Raw genomic sequence first — 19,900 nt, forward strand, 5'->3', positions numbered from 1 at the left:
GACTACTGGTCCTCGGCCAGCGTCCACTGGCCGTCCTGGACCTCCACCATCATCAGGGCCTCCTTGGTGAGGCCGGAGTGGTCCTCGGGGCTCATCGTGAAGACGCCGGAGATGCCGGGCCAGTCGGTGATGCCGTTCTCCAGGTGGTCCCGCAGCGCCTGCGGGTCGGTGCCCACCTCGTCGAGGGCGTCGACCGCGATCATGAACCCGTCGTAGGCGTGCCCGGCGAAGGTCGACGGCGCCTTGTCGTACTTCTCGGTGTAGTCGGCGATGAAGGTCTGGACGACCTCCTTCTGCGGGTCGTCGTCGGCCAGCTGGTCGGCGATCAGCATCCTGCCCAGCGGGGCGAGCAGGCCGTCGGCGTTGGCCCCGGCCTCGTCCAGGAACACCTGGTTGCCGATGCCGTGCGACTGGTAGACCGGCGCGCCGACGTCGAGCTGGACGTAGGCGTTCTGCGCCAGGGCAGCGGCCGGCGGGATGCCCCAGATGACGACCGCGTCGGCGTCAGCGTTGCGCAGGTTCACCATCTGCGCGGTGAAGTCCGTCGCGTCGGGGGCGAAGCTCTCCTGGGCGACGATCTCGATCCCCGCGCCCTCCCCGATCTCGGCGAGCATCTCCGGGATCCCCTCACCGAAGCCGGAGGCGTCCCGGGCGATGGCGACCTTGGTGTAGCCCTTGGCCGACATGTCGTCGACCATCCGCTCCAGCACGACCCGGTCATTCTGTGCGGTCTTGAAGACCCACTCGGAGCCGTCGATGATCGCCTGGTTGGCGGCCAGCGAGATCATCGGGATCTCGGCGTCCTCGGCCAGCGGCCGCATCGCCAGGCTGGGGCCGGTGCGGGAGGCGCCGATCAGGATGTCGACCTCCTCGGTCGACAGCAGCGAGCTGGTGGCCTTGGCCGCGCCGTCCTCGGTGGACTGGTTGTCCTCGATGATGACCTCGACCTCGCGACCGTCGATCCCGCCGTCCTCGTTGACCTGCTCGGCGAGCATCTCGATGGTCTCGCGCTCGGCGACCCCCAGGCTCGCGCCGGCACCGGTGATGTCGAGGACCACCCCGATCTTGATCGGGCCGGACTCCTCCTCGCCGCCGCCCCCCGCGGCGGTGCCACCGCCACCGTCGTCGCCGCCACCTCCGTCCTCCTCGGCGCAACCGGCGGCCCCGACCGCCAGCGCAGCGACCGTGACCAGGCTCCAGAACTTGCGGTTCCGCATGGGGTTTCTCCTCAGGGGTGGGCGTCCTTGACCAGCTCCGGCACCGCCCGACCGGTCAGGACGCTCGCAGGTGGGACCCTCGGCGTTCTATATTCGAACAGGCGACTTCGATAGCAGAACCAAACCTAAGGTGGCGCCCTGCCGATGACAACCATTGACGCGGTGTTTCCCGAGCCCGTGGTGGACGGGTCGGGCTCGCGCACCCTGGACCGGGGGCTGCGACTCCTCTCGCTCGTGTGCGCGTCCCCGGTCCCGTTGTCCGTCGCCGAGATCGCGACCGCCAGCGGGTTGCACCGCTCGATCTGCTACCGCCTGGTGCGCACCCTGGCGCACCACGACCTGCTGGAACGGGACCCCGACGGCAGGTACGGGGCGGGCGGGGGACTGGCCGTGCTCGCCGGCCGGCTCGAGCCCCGGCTCCAGGCGGCCGCGCGCCCGCACCTGGAACGGCTCGCCGAGCAGACCGGGATGACCGCCTTCGTGGTGGCCGCCCACGGCGAGGACGCCGTGACGGTCCTGGTCCTGGAGCCGCAGACCGGCCTGGCGCACGTCTCCTACCGCCCCGGCGGGCGGCACCGTCTGGAGGTCGGCGCTCCCGGTCTGGCGATCCTCGCCGGACGACCCGAGGCCGCGGGGGAGCGCCCCGAGGTCACCAGGGCCCGCACCCGCGGGTGGGCCACCTCCGTGGGAGAGGTGATCCCGGGCTACCACGCCGTGGCAGCCCCGGTCGTCGAGGCCGACGGCCAGTGCCGGCACGCCGTCGCCGTCGTCTACGCGGGCGAGGGCGACCCCGCCCGCCTCGGTCCCGCACTCGTCGACACCGCCCGCCGCATCGCCGCCGACCTCGCCTGACCGGACGCGTCACCTGGCGGCTGCCAGGGGGCACCGGACGCGTGAGGTGGCGGTCTCCAGGGGCACCGGACGCGCGACCGGGCGGTGGGCCCGAACCCGGGTGGCCACTCAGAGATCAAAGGTCACGGTCACTGCGGCGTGGTCGGAGGCCTGGTGGATGCTCGCGGTCATCTCCGGGTAGGTCTCCCACGCGGTGGGCCGCGTCTTGCGCTGCCCCCACAGTCCGGCGCGGTGCACGGTCCCGGAGCGGAATGCCTGGGCGAGGGTGGTGGAGTACAGCAAGTAGTCGAGCCGGTTTCGGATCCCGCACGAGTCGAACGTCCCCGGTCGTGGCCCCACGTCGAACTCCGCGTGGTCGTAGCACGAGCGCAACGGTCCGTCGGGATCGAACAGCGGCGCCAGGTTCTCGGCCGGCGTCTGCTCATCGGGCTGCCCCTCGTTGAGGTCACCGAGCACGATGACCCGCTCTCCGGCATACACGAGCTCGTCGACGATCGCCCGCACCGCCGCGGCCTGCCGCCGACGGGTCGACCCGCCGCCGCCGGACTGGCTCTTGAAGTGGTTGACGGCGATGTGGATGGCACCGCCCGGCGTGATGACCCGGTAGACGGGGCAGTCGCGGCTGAACACCTGACCGCTGGGGTCGACCAGGTCCACGTGCGAGCGGATGGTGCGGATCTCGAAGCCGGGCTTGGTCATGATCCCCACGTCGATGCCGCGGGGGTCGTTGCCGTCGACGAGCATGACGTGCCGGTACATGCCCGAGAGGAACTCGCGGTTGAAGCGCTGGAGGGAAGGCCGGTCCTCTGCCTCGACGATCGCGAGGATGTCCGCGTCGATGTCCTGGATCACCTTGGCCGTCATCGCGATGCCGGTCTCGTCGGTGACCGCGGTCGCGAGCTCCACCCAGCCGATCCAGTCGCCCCGACCCGTGGCGACGATCTCGACGTCCTGGGTCGGGTCGGCGGGCTCGCGGTCGAAGCTCCCGCGATTCTTCCGCAGCCACGCCCAGGGCGGGTCGGCGCTGAACCGCCGCCGCACCGCCCCGTGGGTGTTGCGGTAGTAGATCCCCAGCACCAGGAGCAGCTCCGTCAGGCGCGCTCGGTCGGCCTCGTCATACACGGTCTTCGCGCTGAGGTCGGTGAACTCGCTGTATGCCGCGAGCACCGGTTCTCCGACCGTCCAGTCAGCGGTGTCGAACGCCTTGGGTCGGGCGAACAGGTTCTCCACGTTGAAGGTTCCGACCGTGACGGTACCCATGGGTCCATCATGCCCACCGCGGGCCCGGGGCGACAGGGCCCGCGGCAGGCTTCTTGGCGCCAGGTGACGCGTCCGGTGCCCCCTGGGGACCGCCCGACGACGCGTCCGGTGCCGCCTGGGGACCGCCCGACGAGGCGTCCGGTGCCCTTCTCCTGCCGCCAGACGACGCGTCCGGTGCCCCCTGGGAACCGCCCGACGAGGCGTCCGGTGGGGGTGTGGGGCCGCCAGATGAGACGTCCGGTCAGATGGCGATGGGCTGGTCGCTGGGGCGGACTGGGAAGGGCAGGGAGGTGCGGCCGGTGAGGTACTCGTCCACGGCGGCGGCGCAGGCACGGCCCTCCGCGATCGCCCAGACGATCAGCGACTGGCCGCGACCGGCGTCACCGGTGACGAAGAGCCCGTCGTGGGCGGTCGCATACCGCTCGTCGCGGGCGAAGGTGCCGCGCGCCGTGCGCTCCAGCTCGACCTCGCCGGCGACCTCCGGCTCCGGGCCGGTGAAGCCCAGGGCCACCAGCACCAGCTGGGCGGGCAGGTCCCGCTCGGTCCCGGCATACGGGTCGAACCTGCGGTCGATGCGCTCGCCGTCCACCACCCGCACCCCGCTCACGTTGCCGTGCCCGTCGTCGTGCAGCTCCAGGGTGTTCACCCCGAAGACGCGCTCGCCGCCCTCCTCGTGGGAGTCCCCGACCCGGTGGATCAGCGGGTACATCGGCCACGGGTGGTGCTCCGGGCGCTCCGACGGCGGTTGCGGGCGGATGTCCAGCTGGGTCACGCTGCGGGCACCCTGCCGGATCGCGGTCCCGTAGCAGTCGGCACCGGTGTCGCCACCGCCGATGATCACGACGTCGAGACCCTCCGCGCTGGGGCCGCGCGGGGCCCCGAGCGCCTCGCGGTTGGCGGGGACGAGGTACTCCATCGCGGGCATGACGCCGGCCAGGTGTTCGCCGGGGGTGCCTACCGGGCGGGGGACGGTGGAGCCGGTGGCGAGCACGACCGCGTCGAACCGCTCCTGCAGGTCGGTCAGGGACATGTCGTCCGGTCCGTCCCCGCCGACGGTGACCCCGGTCTTGAACCGGATCCCCTCGCCGCGCAGCTGCACCAGGCGCCGGTCCAGCACCGACTTCTCCATCTTGAACTCGGGTATGCCGTAGCGCAGCAGACCTCCGACCGCGTCGTCGCGCTCGTAGACCACGACCGTGTGGCCGGCGCGGCCCAGCTGCTGGGCGGTCGCGAGCCCGGCGGGACCGGAGCCGACCACGGCCACCGTCTTCCCGCTGAGCCAGTCCGGCTCCTCGGGGGTGACCAGGCCGTTGTCGAAGGCCCGGTCCACGATCGAGACCTCGACCTGCTTGATGGTCACCGGCGGCTGGCTGATCCCGAGCACGCACGCGGTCTCGCAGGGCGCCGGACAGAGCCGCCCGGTGAACTCCGGGAAGTTGTTGGTGGCGTGCAACCGCTCGATGGCCTCGCGGAAGTTGCCGCGCCGGGTGAGGTCGTTCCACTCGGGGATCAGGTTGCCCAGCGGGCAGCCCTGGTGGCAGAACGGGATGCCGCAGTCCATGCACCGGGAGGCCTGGCCGCGCAGCACCCGGTCCTCCTGGGCGGTGTGCACCTCGTGCCAGTCCTGGATCCGGATCGGGACCGGGCGGGACGGCTGCTCGGCGCGGTCGCGGTGCTTCAGGAAGCCTTTGGGGTCAGCCACGGGACTCCTCCAGGATCAGTTGCCAGGCGTGCGGACCGTCCGGGTCCTCGCCGCGTTCGCGGACCTGCTCCCGGATGCGGGTCACGCTCGCGTACTGCCGCGGCGTCACCCGGCTGAACCGGGACCCCCACGCGGGCTCGCCGGCCTCCAGCAGGGCCCGGGCGACGGTGGAGCCGGTGAGCTCCAGGTGTTCCTCGAGCAGCGACCGGATGGCGCTGGACTCGGCCGAGTCCGGCTCGACCTCCAGCAGCAGCAGGTCGCCCGCCAGGGCCTGGGCGTTCACCTTGGTGCGGTCCAGGTCCAGCACGTATGCCGTGCCGCCGGACATGCCCGCGCCCAGGTTGCGCCCGGTGGGCCCGAGCACCAGGACGGTGCCGCCGGTCATGTACTCCAGTGCGTGGTCGCCCACCCCCTCGACCACGGCGATCGCGCCGGAGTTGCGGACGCAGAACCGTTCGCCCACGACCCCGCGCAGGTTGAGCTGACCGGAGGTCGCGCCGTAGCCGATGACGTTGCCGGCGACGACCTGGGCCTCGGCGCCGTCGCCGGTCAGGAAGCCGGCGTCCCCGGGTGGGTGGACCACGATCCGCCCACCGGACAGCCCCTTGCCGACATAGTCGTTCGCGTCGCCGACCAGGCGCAGCGTGACCCCGCGCGGCAGGAAAGCCCCGAAGGACTGGCCCGCGGAGCCGGTCAGGGTGAAGTCGATGGTGCCGTCCGGCAACCCATCAGGGCCGGCCGCCCGGGTGACCCGGTTGCCGAGCATCGTGCCAACCGTCCGGTTGACGTTGCGGACCGGGAACTGCCCGGTCACCGGTGTCCGGTCGGTCAGCGCCGGCCCGGCGGCCGCGATGAGCTGGTGGTCCAGCGCCCGGTCCAGGCCGTGGTCCTGGGTGGTGGTCCGGCGCAGCGACGCCCCCTCGGGCAGCTCCGGGATGTGCAGCAGCGGGGTCAGGTCCAGCCCGTCCGCCTTCCAGTGGTTCACCGCGCGCACGGTGTCGAGCAGGTCGGCCCGGCCGATCACCTCGTCCAGCGAGCGGTAGCCCAGGCCGGCCAGGAGCTCGCGCACCTGCTCGGCGATGAACTCGAAGAACGTGACGACGTGCTCGGCCTTGCCCTGGAAGCGCTCGCGCAACTCGGGGTTCTGGGTGGCCACCCCGACCGGGCAGGTGTCCAGGTGGCACACCCGCATCATCACGCAGCCGGACACCACGAGCGGGGCGGTCGCGAAGCCGAACTCCTCGCCCCCGAGCAGCGCCGCGATCAGGACGTCCCGGCCGGTCTTGAGCTGCCCGTCGACCTGCACCGTGATCCGGTCGCGCAGCCCGTTGGCCAGCAGCGTCTGCTGGGTCTCGGCCAGCCCCAGCTCCCACGGGGTGCCCGCGTGCTTGAGCGAGGTCAGCGGGCTGGCGCCGGTGCCGCCGTCGTGCCCGGAGATCAGCACGACGTCCGCGTGCGCCTTGGAGACGCCCGCGGCCACGGTGCCCACCCCGACCTGGCTGACCAGCTTGACGTGCACCCGGGCCTGCGGGTTGGCGTTCTTCAGGTCGTGGATCAGCTGGGCGAGGTCCTCGATGGAGTAGATGTCGTGGTGCGGCGGGGGAGAGATCAGCCCGACGCCGGCGGTGGAGTGCCGGGTCGCGGCGACCCACGGATAGACCTTCCCGGGCGGCAGCTGGCCGCCCTCGCCCGGCTTGGCGCCCTGGGCCACCTTGATCTGGAGGTCGTCGGCGTGGACCAGGTAGGCACTGGTCACCCCGAACCGGCCGGAGGCCACCTGCTTGATGGCCGAGCGGCGCTCGGGGTCCAGCAGCCGGTCCACGTCCTCGCCGCCCTCACCGGTGTTGGACCGTCCGCCCAGCCGGTTCATCGCGATCGCCAGGGTCTCGTGCGCCTCCCGGGAGATGGAGCCGTAGCTCATCGCCCCGGTGGAGAACCGGGCGACGATGGCGGAGACCGGCTCGACCTCCTCCAGGGGCACCGGCTCGCGGTCCGGCCGCAGCTCCAGCAGCCCCCGCAGCGTCATCAGCTGCTCGGACTGGTCGTCGACCAGGTCGGTGTACTGCCGGAAGATGTCGTAGCGCCCCGTGCGGGTGGAGTGCTGCAGGCGGAACACGGTCTCGGGGTTGAACAGGTGGGGCGGTCCCTCCCGACGCCACTGGTACTCCCCGCCGATCTCGAGGTCCCGGTGGTATGGCGAGATGCCGGACAGCGGGTAGGCGACGGCGTGGCGTCGGGCCACCTCCTCGGCGATCACCGCCAGGTCGGCCCCGCCCAGTTGGCTGGAGGTGCCGGTGAACCAGGTGTCGACCAGGTCCTGGGCCAGGCCCACGGCCTCGAAGGTCTGCGCACCCCGGTAGGAGGACACGGTGGAGATGCCCATCTTGCTCATCACCTTCAGGACGCCCTTGCCGAGCGCCTTGATGAGGTTGCCGATGGCGAGGTCGGGGTCAAGGCCGTCCAGCTGCCGCCCGGAGCGGCACAGGTCCTCCACCGACTCCATCGCCAGGTAGGGGTTGACCGCCGCCGCGCCATACGACACCAGGGTCGCGACGTGGTGCACCTCCCGCACGTCCCCGGCCTCGACGAGCAGGCCCACCCGGGTGCGGGAGCGCTCGCGGACCAGGTGGTGGTGCACGGCGCTGGTGAGCAGCAGCGAGGGGATCGGGGCGTGCTCCCGGTCGGAGTGCCGGTCGGAGAGGACCACGAAGAAGGCGCCGCGCTCGACCGCCTCGGAGACCTGGGCACAGATCTCAGCGAGGCGCTCGGCCAGGGCCTCCGCGCCCCCGTCGACCCGGTAGAGCCCGCGCACCACGACGGGGGACAGGTAGGGGTGCTGGCCCTCCAGGTTGATGTGCCGCAGCTGGGCCAGCTGGTCGTTGTCGATGACCGGGAAGTCCAGGACCACCTGGCGGGCGTGCTCGGGGGTCGCATCGAGCACGTTGAGCTCCGGCCCGGTGGAGGAGGCCAGGGAGGTCACCACCTCCTCGCGGATCGCGTCCAGCGGCGGGTTCGTCACCTGGGCGAATGCCTGGACGAAGTAGTCGAACAGCAGCCGGGGCCGGTCCGACAGCGCGGCGATCGGGGTGTCCGAACCCATCGCGCCCAGCGGCTCCATGCCGCCCTGGGCCATCGGCGCCAGCAGCACCCGCAGCTCCTCCTCGGTGTAGCCGAAGATCTGCTGCCGGCGGGTCACCGACGAGTGCGTGTGGCGCACGTGCGCCCGCTCGGGCAGGTCGGCGAGCCGCACGAGGTGCTCGTCGAGCCAGGCCCGGTAGGGGTGGGCGGCGGCCAGCTCGGCCTTCAGTGCCCGGTCGTCGACGATCTGCCCGGCCGCGGTGTCCACCAGGAACATCCGGCCCGGCTTGACCCGGCCCTTGCGGACCACCCGCGCCTCGGGGATCGGCAGGACACCGGACTCGGAGCCGAGGACGACCAGGCCGTCGTCGCTCACCCAGTAGCGCGAGGGCCGCAGCCCGTTGCGGTCCAGCACGCCCCCGACCTGGGTGCCGTCGGTGAAGACCAGGTTCATCGGCCCGTCCCACGGCTCCATCAGGATGGAGTGGAACTCGTAGAAGGCCCGCAGGTCCGGGTCCATCTGCTCGTCGTTCTCCCACGACTCCGGCACCATCATCAGCACCGCGTGCGGCAGCGAGCGCCCCCCGAGGTGGAGCAGCTCGAGCACCTCGTCGAAGGTGGCCGAGTCGCTGGCCCCCGGCGTGCAGATCGGCAGCACCGAGGTCAGGTCGGCGGGGAAGCCGCCACCGGCCAGGTTGCTCTCCCGCGCGTTCATCCAGTTCCGGTTGCCCCGCACCGTGTTGATCTCCCCGTTGTGCGCGATCAACCGGTAGGGGTGGGCCAGCGGCCAGGACGGGAAGGTGTTCGTGGAGAACCGGGAGTGCACGACCGCCAGGGTGGTCTCGAACCGGGGGTCGTGCAGGTCGGGGAAGAACGCCGGCAGCTGCGTGGTGGTCAGCATCCCCTTGTAGGTGATCGTCCGGGAGGACAACGACACCGGGTATGCCGTGGTCGTCCGCTCGATCAGCTTGCGGGCCACCCAGGCGCGGCGCTCCAGGTCGTCGCCGGACTCACCGGTGGCGGAGTCCACCACGAGCTGGCGCATCACCGGCATCGTGGAGCGCGCCATCGGACCCAGCGGCCCCGGGTCGACCGGCACGTCCCGCCAGGCCAGCACCCGCAGCCCGGCGTCGCGCACGACCTGCTCGACGGCCGCGGCCACCTGGTCCACGTCGGAGTCGACGGGCAGGAACACCGTCCCCACGGCATACGCACCGGCCGGGGGCAGGTCCACCGGCAGCACGGCCCGGAAGAAGGCGTCCGGGACCTGGGTGAGGATGCCTGCCCCGTCCCCGCTGTCCGGCTCCGCGCCGACCGCGCCACGGTGGTCGAGGTTCTCCAGCGCGGTCAGCGCGTGCTGCACGATGTCGTGCCCGGGGCTGCCCCGGAGGGTCGCCACGAAGGCCACGCCGCAGGCGTCGTGTTCGTGGGCGCTGTCGTACAGCCCCTGTCGTGGGGCGGGTGCGGGACCGGGAGGCAGTGTCGTCATAGCACCGTCCGGGGTAGGGCGCCGTAGCGCACGATGGCAGCACGGGGCGGCGTCGACCCGACGAGTGGCGTGATGATACCGATAACAGGGGGTCATCCCCAAGATCGTGGGAACCGTGGCCGGTGACCGGGGCCGCTCCGAGGGCTCCCCGAGGGCGCCCGGCCGGCCCCTCACCTCGCCGAACGCGCCCTTGTCGGTGCCGGGACCTACCATGCTGTACGTGCCTGCAAAGTCCCGAACCAGCCCCGCCGGTCCCGCCGTGCTCGGGCGCCCGCGACACGATCGGTTGATCGTCCGGGGTGCCCGGGAGCACAATCTCAAGGACGTCTCGGTCGACGTGCCGCGCGATGCGCTCGTGGTGTTTACCGGCCTGTCCGGGTCGGGCAAGTCCTCGCTCGCCTTCGACACCATCTTCGCCGAGGGACAGCGCCGCTACGTGGAGTCGCTGTCCGCCTACGCCCGGCAGTTCCTCGGGCAAATGGACAAGCCGGACGTGGACTTCATCGAGGGGTTGTCGCCGGCGGTCTCGATCGACCAGAAGTCGACCAACCGCAACCCGCGGTCCACGGTGGGGACCATCACCGAGGTCTACGACTACCTGCGGCTGCTGTATGCCCGGGCCGGGCGGCCGCACTGCCCGGTGTGCATGGAGCCGGTCACCCGGCAGACGCCGCAACAGATCGTCGACCGGCTGCTGGAGCTCCCGGAGCGCACCCGGTTCCAGGTGCTGGCCCCGGTCGTGCGGGCCCGCAAGGGAGAGTTCGTCGACCTGTTCGCCGAGCTGCAGTCCAAGGGCTTCGCCCGGGCCCGGGTAGACGGTGAGGTGATCGCGCTCACCGAGCCGCCGGAGCTGGAGAAGCAGAAGAAGCACACCATCGAGGTCGTCGTGGACCGGCTCGTCGCCAAGGGCGCGGGCGACGACGGGGCGCGGCGCCGGCTCACCGACTCGGTCGAGACCGCGCTCGGCCTGGCCGGCGGCATGCTGGTCGTGGAGTTCGTGGACGCCGGGAAGGAGGGCGCCGAGGACCTCCCCGCCGAGCGCCGCTTCTCCGAGCGGATGGCCTGCCCCAACGACCACCCGCTCGCGCTGGACGAGATCGAGCCGCGGTCCTTCTCGTTCAACAGCCCGTTCGGTGCCTGCCCGGCCTGCACCGGGATCGGGGTCGAGCTGGAGGTCGACCCCGAGCTGGTCATCCAGGACCCGGACCGGAGCATCCTGGAGGGTGCGATCGCGCCCTGGTCCAACGCGCACGGCATCACCGACTACTACCTGCGGGTGCTCGGCGGGCTGGGCGAGGACCTGAAGTTCTCGCTGGACTCCCCGTGGCGGTCCCTGCCCGGGCGGGCCCGGGACGCGATCCTGGAGGGCTACAAGCACAAGGTGCACGTGCGCTACCGCAACCGGTTCGGCCGGGAGCGGTCCTACTCCACCGGCTTCGAGGGCGTGATCCCCTACGTCAAGCGCAAGCACGGCGAGACCGACTCGGACTCGAGCCGCGAGCGCTACGAGTCCTACATGCGCGAGGTGCCCTGCCCGACCTGCAAGGGGGCCCGGCTCAAGCCGGAGATCCTGGCGGTCCTGCTGGGCGGGCGCAGCATCGCCGAGGTCTGTGCGCTGCCGATCGACCAGTGCCGCGAGTTCCTCGCCGGGGTCGCGTTCACCGACCGGGAGCAGCAGATCGCCGAGCGGGTGATCAAGGAGATCGACTCCCGGCTCGGCTTCCTGCTCGACGTGGGCCTCGACTACCTGGCGCTGAACCGCCCGGCGGCGACCCTCTCCGGCGGGGAGGCGCAGCGGATCCGGTTGGCCACCCAGATCGGGTCCGGCCTGGTGGGGGTGCTCTATGTGCTGGACGAGCCCTCGATCGGCCTGCACCAGCGGGACAACCACCGGTTGATCGAGACGCTGAGCCGGCTGCGCGACCTGGGCAACACGCTGATCGTGGTGGAACACGACGAGGACACCATCGCCGCCGCCGACTGGGTGGTCGACATCGGCCCGGGCGCCGGCGAGCACGGTGGCCAGGTGGTGCACTCGGGGACGGTCAAGGACCTGCTGGCCCACCCGGACTCCCTCACCGGGGAGTACCTCTCCGGGCGCCGGGTGATCGAGACCCCCGCGGTGCGCCGCCCCCGGGACGGCCGCACCGTCAAGGTGGTGGGTGCCCGGGAGAACAACCTGGACAACGTCACCGTCGAGTTCCCGCTGGGCAACCTGGTCGCGGTGACCGGGGTGTCCGGGTCCGGCAAGTCGACGCTGGTCAACGACATCCTCTACACGGTGATGGCCAACCAGCTCAACGGCGCCCGCAGGGTGCCGGGACGGCACGGCCGGGTCGAGGGGCTGGCCGAGCTGGACAAGGTGGTGCACGTCGACCAGAGCCCGATCGGGCGCACGCCGCGCAGCAACGCCGCCACCTACACCGGGGTGTTCGACCACATCCGGCGGCTGTTCGCCGAGACGACCGAGGCCAAGATCCGCGGCTACCTGCCGGGCCGGTTCTCCTTCAACGTCAAGGGCGGGCGCTGCGAGGCCTGCTCCGGTGACGGCACGCTGAAGATCGAGATGAACTTCCTGCCGGACGTCTACGTCCCGTGCGAGGTGTGCCACGGCGCGCGCTACAACCGGGAGACCCTGGAGGTGCACTTCAAGGGCCGCACCATCGCCGAGGTGCTGGACATGCCGATCGAGGAGGCCGCCGAGTTCTTCGCCGCCGTGCCGGCCATCGCCCGACACCTGACCACGCTGGTGGACGTCGGGCTGGGCTACGTCCGGCTCGGCCAGCCGGCGCCCACCCTGTCCGGCGGGGAGGCCCAACGGGTCAAGCTCGCCGCGGAACTGCAGAAGCGCTCGTCCGGGCGGACCAGCTACGTGCTCGACGAGCCGACCACCGGTCTGCACTTCGAGGACATCCGCAAGCTGCTGGGCGTGCTCCAGGGGCTGGTCGACAAGGGCAACACGGTCATCGTCATCGAGCACAACCTGGACGTCATCAAGAGCGCCGACTGGGTGATCGACCTCGGGCCCGAGGGCGGCGTCGGCGGTGGCCGGGTGGTGGCCGAGGGGACCCCGGAGCAGGTGGCGGAGCAGCCGGGCAGCTACACGGGCCGGTTCCTGGCCCCGTTGCTGGACCGCGACCGGCGCTCCACCTCGGCGTGAGACCGCGCGGGCCGGCGGTGAGCCGTGGCTGACCCCTCGACATACCGTCCGAAGCCGGGCGAGATCCCCACCGACGCCGGGGTCTACCGGTTCCGGGACCAGCACGGCCGGGTGATCTACGTCGGCAAGGCCAAGTCGCTGCGCCCCCGGCTCAGCTCCTACTTCCAGGACATCGCCGCGCTACACCCGCGGACCCGGTCGATGGTGCTCACCGGGGCCAGCGTGGAGTGGACGGTGGTACGCAACGAGGTCGAGGCGCTGCAGCTGGAGTACTCCTGGATCAAGGAGTTCGACCCGCGCTTCAACGTGAAGTACCGCGACGACAAGTCCTACCCCTACCTCGCGGTGACCATGGGGGAGGAGTTTCCGCGGGCCCAAGTGATGCGCGGGGCGAAGAAGCCGGGCACCCGGTACTTCGGTCCCTACGCCCACGCGTGGGCCATCCGGGAGACGCTCGACCTGTTGCTGCGGGTGTTCCCCCTGCGCACCTGCAGCAAGGGGGTGTTCCGGCGGGCCGGGCAGGTCGGTCGGCCGTGCCTGCTGGGCTACATCGACAAGTGCTCGGCGCCCTGCGTCGGGACGGTCACCGCGGAGGAGCACCGGGCGATCGCCGAGGAGTTCTGCGACTTCATGGCGGGGGACACCGGGCGCTTCGTGCGGCGCCTGGAGCAACGGATGCGGGCGGCCAGCAAGGAGCTGGACTTCGAGCAGGCGGCCCGGCTGCGGGACGACATCGCGGCCATGCAGAAGGCGTTGGAGAAGTCGGCGGTGGTGCTGCCGGACGCCACCGACGCCGACGTCTTCGCCCTCGCCGAGGACGAGCTGGAGGTCGCGGTGCAGGTCTTCCACGTCCGCGGCGGACGGGTCCGGGGACAGCGCGGCTGGGTGAGCGAGAAGGGCGCCGAACAGACCGCCGAGGTGATGGAGCATCTGTTGCAGCAGGTGTATGGCGGGGAGTCGCCCGAGGCGGTCCCGCGCGAGGTCCTGGTGCCCCTGCTGCCGGGCGGAGTGGACAACCTGTCGGCCTGGCTCACCGGTCTGCGGGGCGCCCGGGTGGACCTGCGGGTGCCGCAGCGCGGACCGAAGAAGACGCTCCTGGAGACGGTGGCCCGCAACGCACAGCAGTCGTTGGCCCGGCACAAGGTGGCCCGGTCCGGTGACCTGACCCTCCGCAGCCAGGCGCTGCAGGAGCTGCAGGACGTGCTGGAGCTGGAGGAGGCCCCGCTGCGGATCGAGTCCTTCGACATCAGCCACGTGCAGGGCACCGACGTCGTCGGGTCGATGGTCGTCTTCGAGGACGGGCTGCCCCGCAAGTCCGAGTACCGCCGGTTCATCGTGCGCGAGGGCGTGACCGACGACACCGCCGCCATGCACGAGGTGCTCACCCGCCGGTTCCGGCACCTCACCGAGCCGCGGGAGCGGACCGGCGAGGACGGGCGACCGGCCCGGTTCGCCTACCCGCCCAACGTCGTGGTCGTCGACGGGGGACTGCCCCAGGTCAACGCGGCCCAGGCGGCGATGAGCGAGGTGGGGATCAGCGACGTCACGGTCATCGGGCTGGCCAAGCGGTTGGAGGAGGTGTGGCTGCCGGGACAGGACTTCCCGGTCGTGCTGCCCCGCACCAGCGAGGGTCTCTACCTGCTGCAGCGGGTGCGCGACGAGGCGCACCGGTTCGCCAACACCTTCCACCGGCAGCGCCGGTCCAAGAGCATGACGGCCAGCCAGCTCGACGGCATCCCCGGGCTCGGCCCGGCCCGCCGCAAGGCGCTGCTGCGCACCTTCGGCTCGGTGAAACGGATCCGGGAGGCGAGCCCCGCCGACCTGCAGTCCGTGCCCGGGATCGGGCCCGCCGTCGCGGAGGCGATCCTGACCAGATTGCTCGCGGACTCGGAGAAGGCGACGCCCGCCGTTAACCTGACCACAGGCGAAGTGCTCGACTGAGGAGGGCGGATGGACCAGGCGGAGACGGCGGTCGCCGACGCGACCGGCGACGATCACCAATTCGTGCTGCTCACCGGGATGAGCGGGGCGGGCCGCACCACGGCGGCCAACCTCCTGGAGGACCGCGGGTGGTATGTCGTGGACAACCTGCCGCTGAAGATGCTGCTGCCGCTGGTGGAGCTGATCGGGGAGGACCGCCGGGGGCAGCGGGTGGCCGCCGTGGTCGACGCCCGGAGCCGGGACTTCTCCACCCAGCTGCAGTCGACCGTGGGGGAGCTGCGCGACCGCGGGTGGTCGCCGCGGATCGTCTTCGTCGACAGCACCGACGAGGCACTGGTCCGCCGGTTCGAGTCGGTCCGCCGGCCGCACCCGCTGCAGGGTGACGGGCTGCTGCTGGACGGCATCCAGCAGGAGCGCGAGGTGCTCGGCGACATCCGGTCGATGGCCGACGTGGTGGTGGACACAACCGGCTACAACGTGCACCAGCTCACCGCCAAGGTGGACGACCTCCTGAACGCTGACGCCAGCGTGCGGCTGCGCCTGGTCGTGCTGTCCTTCGGCTTCAAGTACGGCATCCCGCTGGACGCCGACATCGTCTTCGACCTGCGCTTCCTGCCCAACCCCTACTGGGACCCCGAACTGCGGCCCTACAACGGCAAGGACCGGCGGGTGCGCGACTTCGTTCTGTCCCGGCCCGGCGCCGAGGAGTTCGTCGAGGCGGCCGGGCGGATGCTGGACATCGCGACCGCCGGCTACCTGGCCGAGGGCCGGCGCTACGTGACGATCGCCGTCGGCTGCACCGGCGGCAAGCACCGCTCGGTCGCGATCTCCGAGGCGCTGGTGGCGCGGATGAACGTCCCCGAGGGGGTCGCGATCACCTCGATCCACCGCGACCTGGGGCGAGAGTGAGCCCCGGACGCATGGGGCCGCCACGGGTGGTCGCCATGGGTGGAGGGCACGGCCTCTCGGCCTCGCTGCAGGCGCTGCGGCACATCACCGAGGCGATCACCGCCGTCGTGACGGTCGCCGACGACGGCGGGTCCAGCGGCCGGTTGCGCCGCGAGTTCGACATCCTGCCGCCGGGCGACCTGCGGATGGCGCTGGCCGCCCTCTGCGAGGACACGGCGTGGGGCCACCAGTGGAGTGCCGTGCTGCAGCACCGGCTCTCCGGGACGTCCGGGCTGGCCGGCCACCCGATCGGCAACCTGCTGATCATGGGCCTGTGGGAGCTGCTGGACGACGACCCGGTCCGTGGCCTGGACCTGGTGGGGCGGTTGCTGAACACCCGCGGCAGGGTGCTGCCCGCGTCCTCGATCCCGCTGGACATCGAGGCCACGGTCGCGGGCCTGGACCCGGACGACCCGGACGCGCACACGGTGGTCCGCGGCCAGTCCACCGTGGCCAAGACGCCCGGTCGGGTGCTCAGCGTCCGCCTGCTCCCGGAGGACCCGCCGGCGGCCCCGGAGGCCGTGGAGGCGATCAAGCTCGCCGACTGGGTGATCCTCGGTCCCGGTTCGTGGTTCACTTCCGTGATGCCCCATCTGTTGGTCCCGGACCTCCAGCGCGCCCTGGTGGACAGCCCGGCCCGCCGTATCCTGACCCTGAACGTGGGCACCGACGACGACGAGACACACGGCTTCTCCGCCGCCGAGCACCTGGAGGTGCTGTCGGCGCACGCCCCCGACCTCCAACTGGACTACGTCGTGGTGGACCCCACGGTGGTCCGGTCGGACGACGAGGTGCTGCGCGAGGTGGCCGCGGGGGTGGGAGCCGAACTGATGGTGGCCCCGGTCCGCAAGATGCGCACCAGGGACCAGCACGACACCCTGCGCCTGGCCGCGGCCTACCGGGACGTGATCCTGGGTGGCTGAGCCAGCACAGAGCCGCACACGCAACGGGAGGATGTCCGCGATGGCGATGACCGCCAAGGTCAAGGACGAACTGAGCCGGCTGCCGGTCACCAAGACCTGCTGCCGCAAGGCCGAGGTCTCCACGATCCTGCGCTTCGCCGGTGGCCTGCACATCATCGGGGGCCGGATCGTCATCGAGGCGGAGGTCGACACGGCGCAGGCCGCACGCCGGCTGCGGGCCTTCATGGGGGAGGTCTACGGCGCGACCAGCGAACTGGTGGTGATGAGCCCCGGGGGGTTGCGCAAGGGCACCCGGTATGTCGTGCGCGCCACCTCCGACGGGGAGGCGCTGGCCCGGCAGACCGGCCTGATCGACCACCGCGGCCGACCGGTGCGGGGGCTGCCGCCGCGGATCGTGGGCGCCTCGGTGTGTGACGCCGAGGCGGCCTGGCGCGGGGCCTTCCTGGCGCACGGCTCGATCACCGAGCCCGGTCGGTCCTCGGCCCTGGAGATCACCTGCCCCGGCGCGGAGTCCGCGTTGGCGCTGGTGGGGGCCGCGCGGCGGCTGGGCATCGCGGCGAAGGCCCGGGAGGTGCGCGGCGTGGACCGCGTGGTGATCCGGGACGGCGACGCGATCGGGGCGATGCTGACCCGGCTGGGCGCCCACGATGCGGTGCTGGCCTGGGAGGAGCGCCGGATGCGCCGCGAGGTGCGCGCCACCGCCAACCGGCTGGCCAACTTCGACGACGCCAACCTGCGCCGGTCGGCCAGGGCCGCGGTGGCCGCCGGGGCCCGGGTGGAGCGGGCCCTGGAGATCCTGGATACGGACGTCCCGGAGCACCTGCGGGTCGCCGGGATGTTGCGGGTCGAGCACAAGCAGGCCAGCCTCGAGGAGCTGGGACAGCTGGCCGACCCGCCGATGACCAAGGACGCGGTGGCCGGGCGCATCCGGCGGCTGCTGGCCATGGCCGACCGCCGCGCCGAGGACCTCGGGATCGAGGGCACCGACGCCAACCTGACCCCAGAGATGTTCGACGACTGATCCATCCCCTAGGTTTGGACCAAGACGTCCCCAACCGCGCGGCCGCCGGCCGCACCCTGCCACGGGAGGCAACCATGACCGTTCGTGTTGGTATCAACGGCTTCGGCCGGATCGGCCGCAACTTCGCCAGGGCCGTCCTGGCCTCGGGCGCCGACGTCCAGATCGTGGGCGTCAACGACCTGACCGACAACGCCACGCTGGCGCACCTGCTCAAGTACGACTCGATCCTGGGTCGCCTGGACGAGGAGGTCACCTCGTCCGAGGACGAGATCAGCGTCGGCGGCCAGACCTTCAAGGCGTTCGCCGAGAAGGACCCGGCCGCGCTGCCCTGGGGCGACCTCGGGGCCGACGTGGTCGTGGAGTCCACCGGCATCTTCACCGACGCCACCAAGGCCAAGGCGCACATCGACGGCGGCGCCAAGAAGGTGATCATCTCCGCGCCCGGCAAGAACGAGGACCTCACGGTGGTGCTCGGCGTCAACGACGGCGACTACGACCCGGCCAAGCACCACATCATCTCCAACGCCTCGTGCACCACGAACTGCCTCGGGCCGATGGCCAAGGTGCTCCACGAGGAGTTCACCATCGTCAAGGGCCTGATGACCACCATCCACGCCTACACCGCGGACCAGAACCTGCAGGACGGGCCGCACAAGGACCTGCGCCGGGCCCGCGCCGCCGCGCTGAACATCGTGCCCACCTCCACCGGCGCGGCCAAGGCCATCGGCCTGGTGCTGCCGGACCTGGTCGGCAAGCTGGACGGCTACGCCCTGCGCGTGCCGGTGCCCACGGGCTCGGCCACCGACCTGACCTTCGAGGCCTCCCGCGAGACCACCGTCGAGGAGGTCAACGCCGCGATCAAGGCGGCTGCCGAGGGGCCGCTGCAGGGGATCCTGCGCTACACCGAGGACCCGATCGTGTCCAAGGACATCGAGACCGACCCGGCCTCCTGCATCTTCGACGCGGGCCTGACCAAGGTCATCGGCAACCAGGTCAAGGTCGTCGGGTGGTACGACAACGAGTGGGGCTACTCCAACCGGCTGGTCGACCTCACCGCGCTCGTCGGCGCCTCCCTCTGAACCCGGAGGCCACGTCGCGATGAAGACCGTCGAGGACCTGGGTGACCTGCGCGGCAAGCGGGTGCTGGTCCGCAGCGACCTGAACGTCCCGCTGGACGACGCCGGTGCGATCACCGACGACGGGCGGGTGCGGGCCTCCGTTCCGACCGTCCGGGCGCTGGCCGACGCCGGCGCCCGGGTGATCGTGTGCGCCCACCTGGGTCGTCCGAAGGGGGCGCCGGAGGCGAAGTACTCGCTGCGTCCCGTCGCCACCCGGCTGGCCGAGCTGCTCGGGTCACCCGTGGCCTTCGCGGAGGACACCGTCGGTCCTTCCGCGCGGGACATGGCCTCGGCGCTCCAGGACGGCCAGGTGCTGCTCCTGGAGAACCTCCGGTTCAACCCCGGGGAGACCGCCAAGGACGACGCGGAGCGCGGCGCCTTCGCCGACGAGCTGGCCACCCTGGCCGACGTCTTCGTCAGCGACGGGTTCGGTGTCGTGCACCGGGCGCAGGCCAGTGTCTACGACATCGCCCAGCGGCTGCCGCACGCGGCCGGTGGCCTCGTCACCGCCGAGGTAGAGGTCCTCACCCGCCTCACCCAGGACCCGGCCCGCCCGTATGCCGTGGTTCTGGGTGGGGCGAAGGTCAGCGACAAGCTCGGCGTGATCGAGAACCTGCTCGGCACCGCCGACCGGATCCTAGTGGGTGGCGGCATGGTGTTCACCTTCCTGAAGGCGCAGGGTCACGAGGTCGGCAAGAGCCTGCTCGAGGCCGACCAGGTCGACACCGTGCGCGGCTACCTGGAGACGGCCCGGGAGCGCGGGGTGGAGATCGTGCTGCCGACCGACGTGGTGGCCGCCACCGAGTTCTCCGCCGACGCCGACCACGAGGTCGTCCCGGTCGACGCCATCCCCGCCGACCGGATGGGGCTGGACATCGGGCCGGACTCCGCGGCGGCCTTCGCCGAGCGGCTCGCCGACGCGAAGACCGTCTTCTGGAACGGCCCCATGGGTGCCTTCGAGATGGCGCCCTACGCGGAGGGCACCACGACCCTGGCCCGCGCCCTGCGGGACATCACCTCCGGCGGGGCGCTGACCGTCGTCGGGGGTGGCGACAGCGCCGCCGCGGTCCGCCAGCTCGGGTTCGCCGAGGAGGACTTCGGCCACATCTCGACCGGCGGCGGGGCCTCCCTGGAGTTCCTGGAGGGCAAGGAGCTGCCGGGCCTGGCGGTGCTGCAGGACTGACCACGCCG

12 protein-coding genes are annotated in these 19,900 nt (G+C 71.8%); 8 read left to right on the top strand and 4 right to left on the bottom strand.

Going from position 1 to position 19,900, the window contains the following annotated elements; genetic code table 11:
* Positions 1–2: 2 nt before the first annotated feature.
* Complete coding sequence (locus tag FB467_RS10995; protein ID WP_141785132.1) at positions 3–1,217, bottom strand: ABC transporter substrate-binding protein; 1,215 nt, start codon at positions 1,215–1,217, stop codon at positions 3–5.
* A 162-nt stretch (positions 1,218–1,379) separates the two neighbouring features.
* Between FB467_RS10995 and FB467_RS11000 the strand changes: the two genes are divergently transcribed.
* Positions 1,380–2,069: an IclR family transcriptional regulator gene (locus FB467_RS11000; RefSeq protein WP_211350593.1), complete on the top strand. Its 690-nt coding sequence runs from the start codon at positions 1,380–1,382 to the stop codon at positions 2,067–2,069.
* 108 nt (positions 2,070–2,177) lie between these two features.
* Here FB467_RS11000 and FB467_RS11005 read toward each other — a convergent pair whose 3' ends face one another.
* From FB467_RS11005 to gltB, 3 genes are all read right to left on the bottom strand, one after another.
* Positions 2,178–3,329 carry an endonuclease/exonuclease/phosphatase family protein gene (locus FB467_RS11005; protein WP_141785134.1) on the bottom strand — a complete coding sequence of 384 codons (1,152 nt, stop codon included), beginning with the start codon at positions 3,327–3,329 and terminating at the stop codon, positions 2,178–2,180.
* Positions 3,330–3,570: 241 nt separating this feature from the next.
* Positions 3,571–5,031, bottom strand: coding sequence for a glutamate synthase subunit beta (locus tag FB467_RS11010; protein WP_141785135.1), 1,461 nt, complete (start codon positions 5,029–5,031; stop codon positions 3,571–3,573).
* Complete coding sequence (gene gltB, locus FB467_RS11015) at positions 5,024–9,598, bottom strand: glutamate synthase large subunit (RefSeq protein WP_141785136.1); 4,575 nt, start codon at positions 9,596–9,598, stop codon at positions 5,024–5,026. The genes FB467_RS11010 and gltB overlap by 8 nt, the downstream gene beginning before the upstream one ends.
* A 211-nt stretch (positions 9,599–9,809) precedes the next feature.
* Here gltB and uvrA point away from each other — a divergent pair, with 211 nt between their 5' ends.
* The 7 genes from uvrA to FB467_RS11050 all read left to right on the top strand — a co-directional run bounded on the left by uvrA (position 9,810) and on the right by FB467_RS11050 (position 19,892).
* Positions 9,810–12,758 (top strand): excinuclease ABC subunit UvrA, encoded by a 2,949-nt coding sequence (uvrA, locus tag FB467_RS11020; protein WP_141785137.1) that lies wholly within the window; start codon positions 9,810–9,812, stop codon positions 12,756–12,758.
* 24 nt (positions 12,759–12,782) lie between these two features.
* Positions 12,783–14,699: an excinuclease ABC subunit UvrC gene (gene uvrC / locus FB467_RS11025; protein WP_141785138.1), complete on the top strand. Its 1,917-nt coding sequence runs from the start codon at positions 12,783–12,785 to the stop codon at positions 14,697–14,699.
* Positions 14,700–14,708: 9 nt separating this feature from the next.
* Positions 14,709–15,608 carry an RNase adapter RapZ gene (gene rapZ, locus FB467_RS11030; protein WP_141785139.1) on the top strand — a complete coding sequence of 300 codons (900 nt, stop codon included), beginning with the start codon at positions 14,709–14,711 and terminating at the stop codon, positions 15,606–15,608.
* An 11-nt stretch (positions 15,609–15,619) separates the two neighbouring features.
* On the top strand, positions 15,620–16,570 hold the full coding sequence (locus tag FB467_RS11035) for a gluconeogenesis factor YvcK family protein (RefSeq protein ID WP_141786616.1): 951 nt from the start codon (positions 15,620–15,622) through the stop codon (positions 16,568–16,570).
* Between the two features lie 40 nt (positions 16,571–16,610).
* Entirely contained in the window at positions 16,611–17,591 is a 981-nt protein-coding gene (whiA, locus tag FB467_RS11040; RefSeq protein WP_141785140.1) for a DNA-binding protein WhiA, read from the top strand.
* Between the two features lie 74 nt (positions 17,592–17,665).
* Positions 17,666–18,670, top strand: coding sequence for a type I glyceraldehyde-3-phosphate dehydrogenase (gene gap, locus FB467_RS11045; RefSeq protein WP_141785141.1), 1,005 nt, complete (start codon positions 17,666–17,668; stop codon positions 18,668–18,670).
* A 19-nt stretch (positions 18,671–18,689) separates the two neighbouring features.
* Entirely contained in the window at positions 18,690–19,892 is a 1,203-nt protein-coding gene (locus FB467_RS11050) for a phosphoglycerate kinase (RefSeq protein ID WP_141785142.1), read from the top strand.
* Positions 19,893–19,900 lie beyond the last annotated feature (8 nt).

Source organism: Ornithinicoccus hortensis, assembly GCF_006716185.1.
Classification (GTDB): domain Bacteria; phylum Actinomycetota; class Actinomycetes; order Actinomycetales; family Dermatophilaceae; genus Ornithinicoccus; species Ornithinicoccus hortensis.

Coding starts and splice junctions, on each gene's coding strand:
- FB467_RS10995 (WP_141785132.1), bottom strand. CDS start 1,217: ATGCGGAACCGCAAGTTCTGGAGCCTGGTCACGGTCGCTGCGCTGGCG.
- FB467_RS11005 (WP_141785134.1), bottom strand. CDS start 3,329: ATGGGTACCGTCACGGTCGGAACCTTCAACGTGGAGAACCTGTTCGCC.
- gltB (WP_141785136.1), bottom strand. CDS start 9,598: ATGACGACACTGCCTCCCGGTCCCGCACCCGCCCCACGACAGGGGCTG.
- uvrA (WP_141785137.1), top strand. CDS start 9,810: ATGCTGTACGTGCCTGCAAAGTCCCGAACCAGCCCCGCCGGTCCCGCC.
- rapZ (WP_141785139.1), top strand. CDS start 14,709: ATGGACCAGGCGGAGACGGCGGTCGCCGACGCGACCGGCGACGATCAC.
- FB467_RS11035 (WP_141786616.1), top strand. CDS start 15,620: ATGGGGCCGCCACGGGTGGTCGCCATGGGTGGAGGGCACGGCCTCTCG.
- whiA (WP_141785140.1), top strand. CDS start 16,611: ATGGCGATGACCGCCAAGGTCAAGGACGAACTGAGCCGGCTGCCGGTC.
- gap (WP_141785141.1), top strand. CDS start 17,666: ATGACCGTTCGTGTTGGTATCAACGGCTTCGGCCGGATCGGCCGCAAC.
- FB467_RS11050 (WP_141785142.1), top strand. CDS start 18,690: ATGAAGACCGTCGAGGACCTGGGTGACCTGCGCGGCAAGCGGGTGCTG.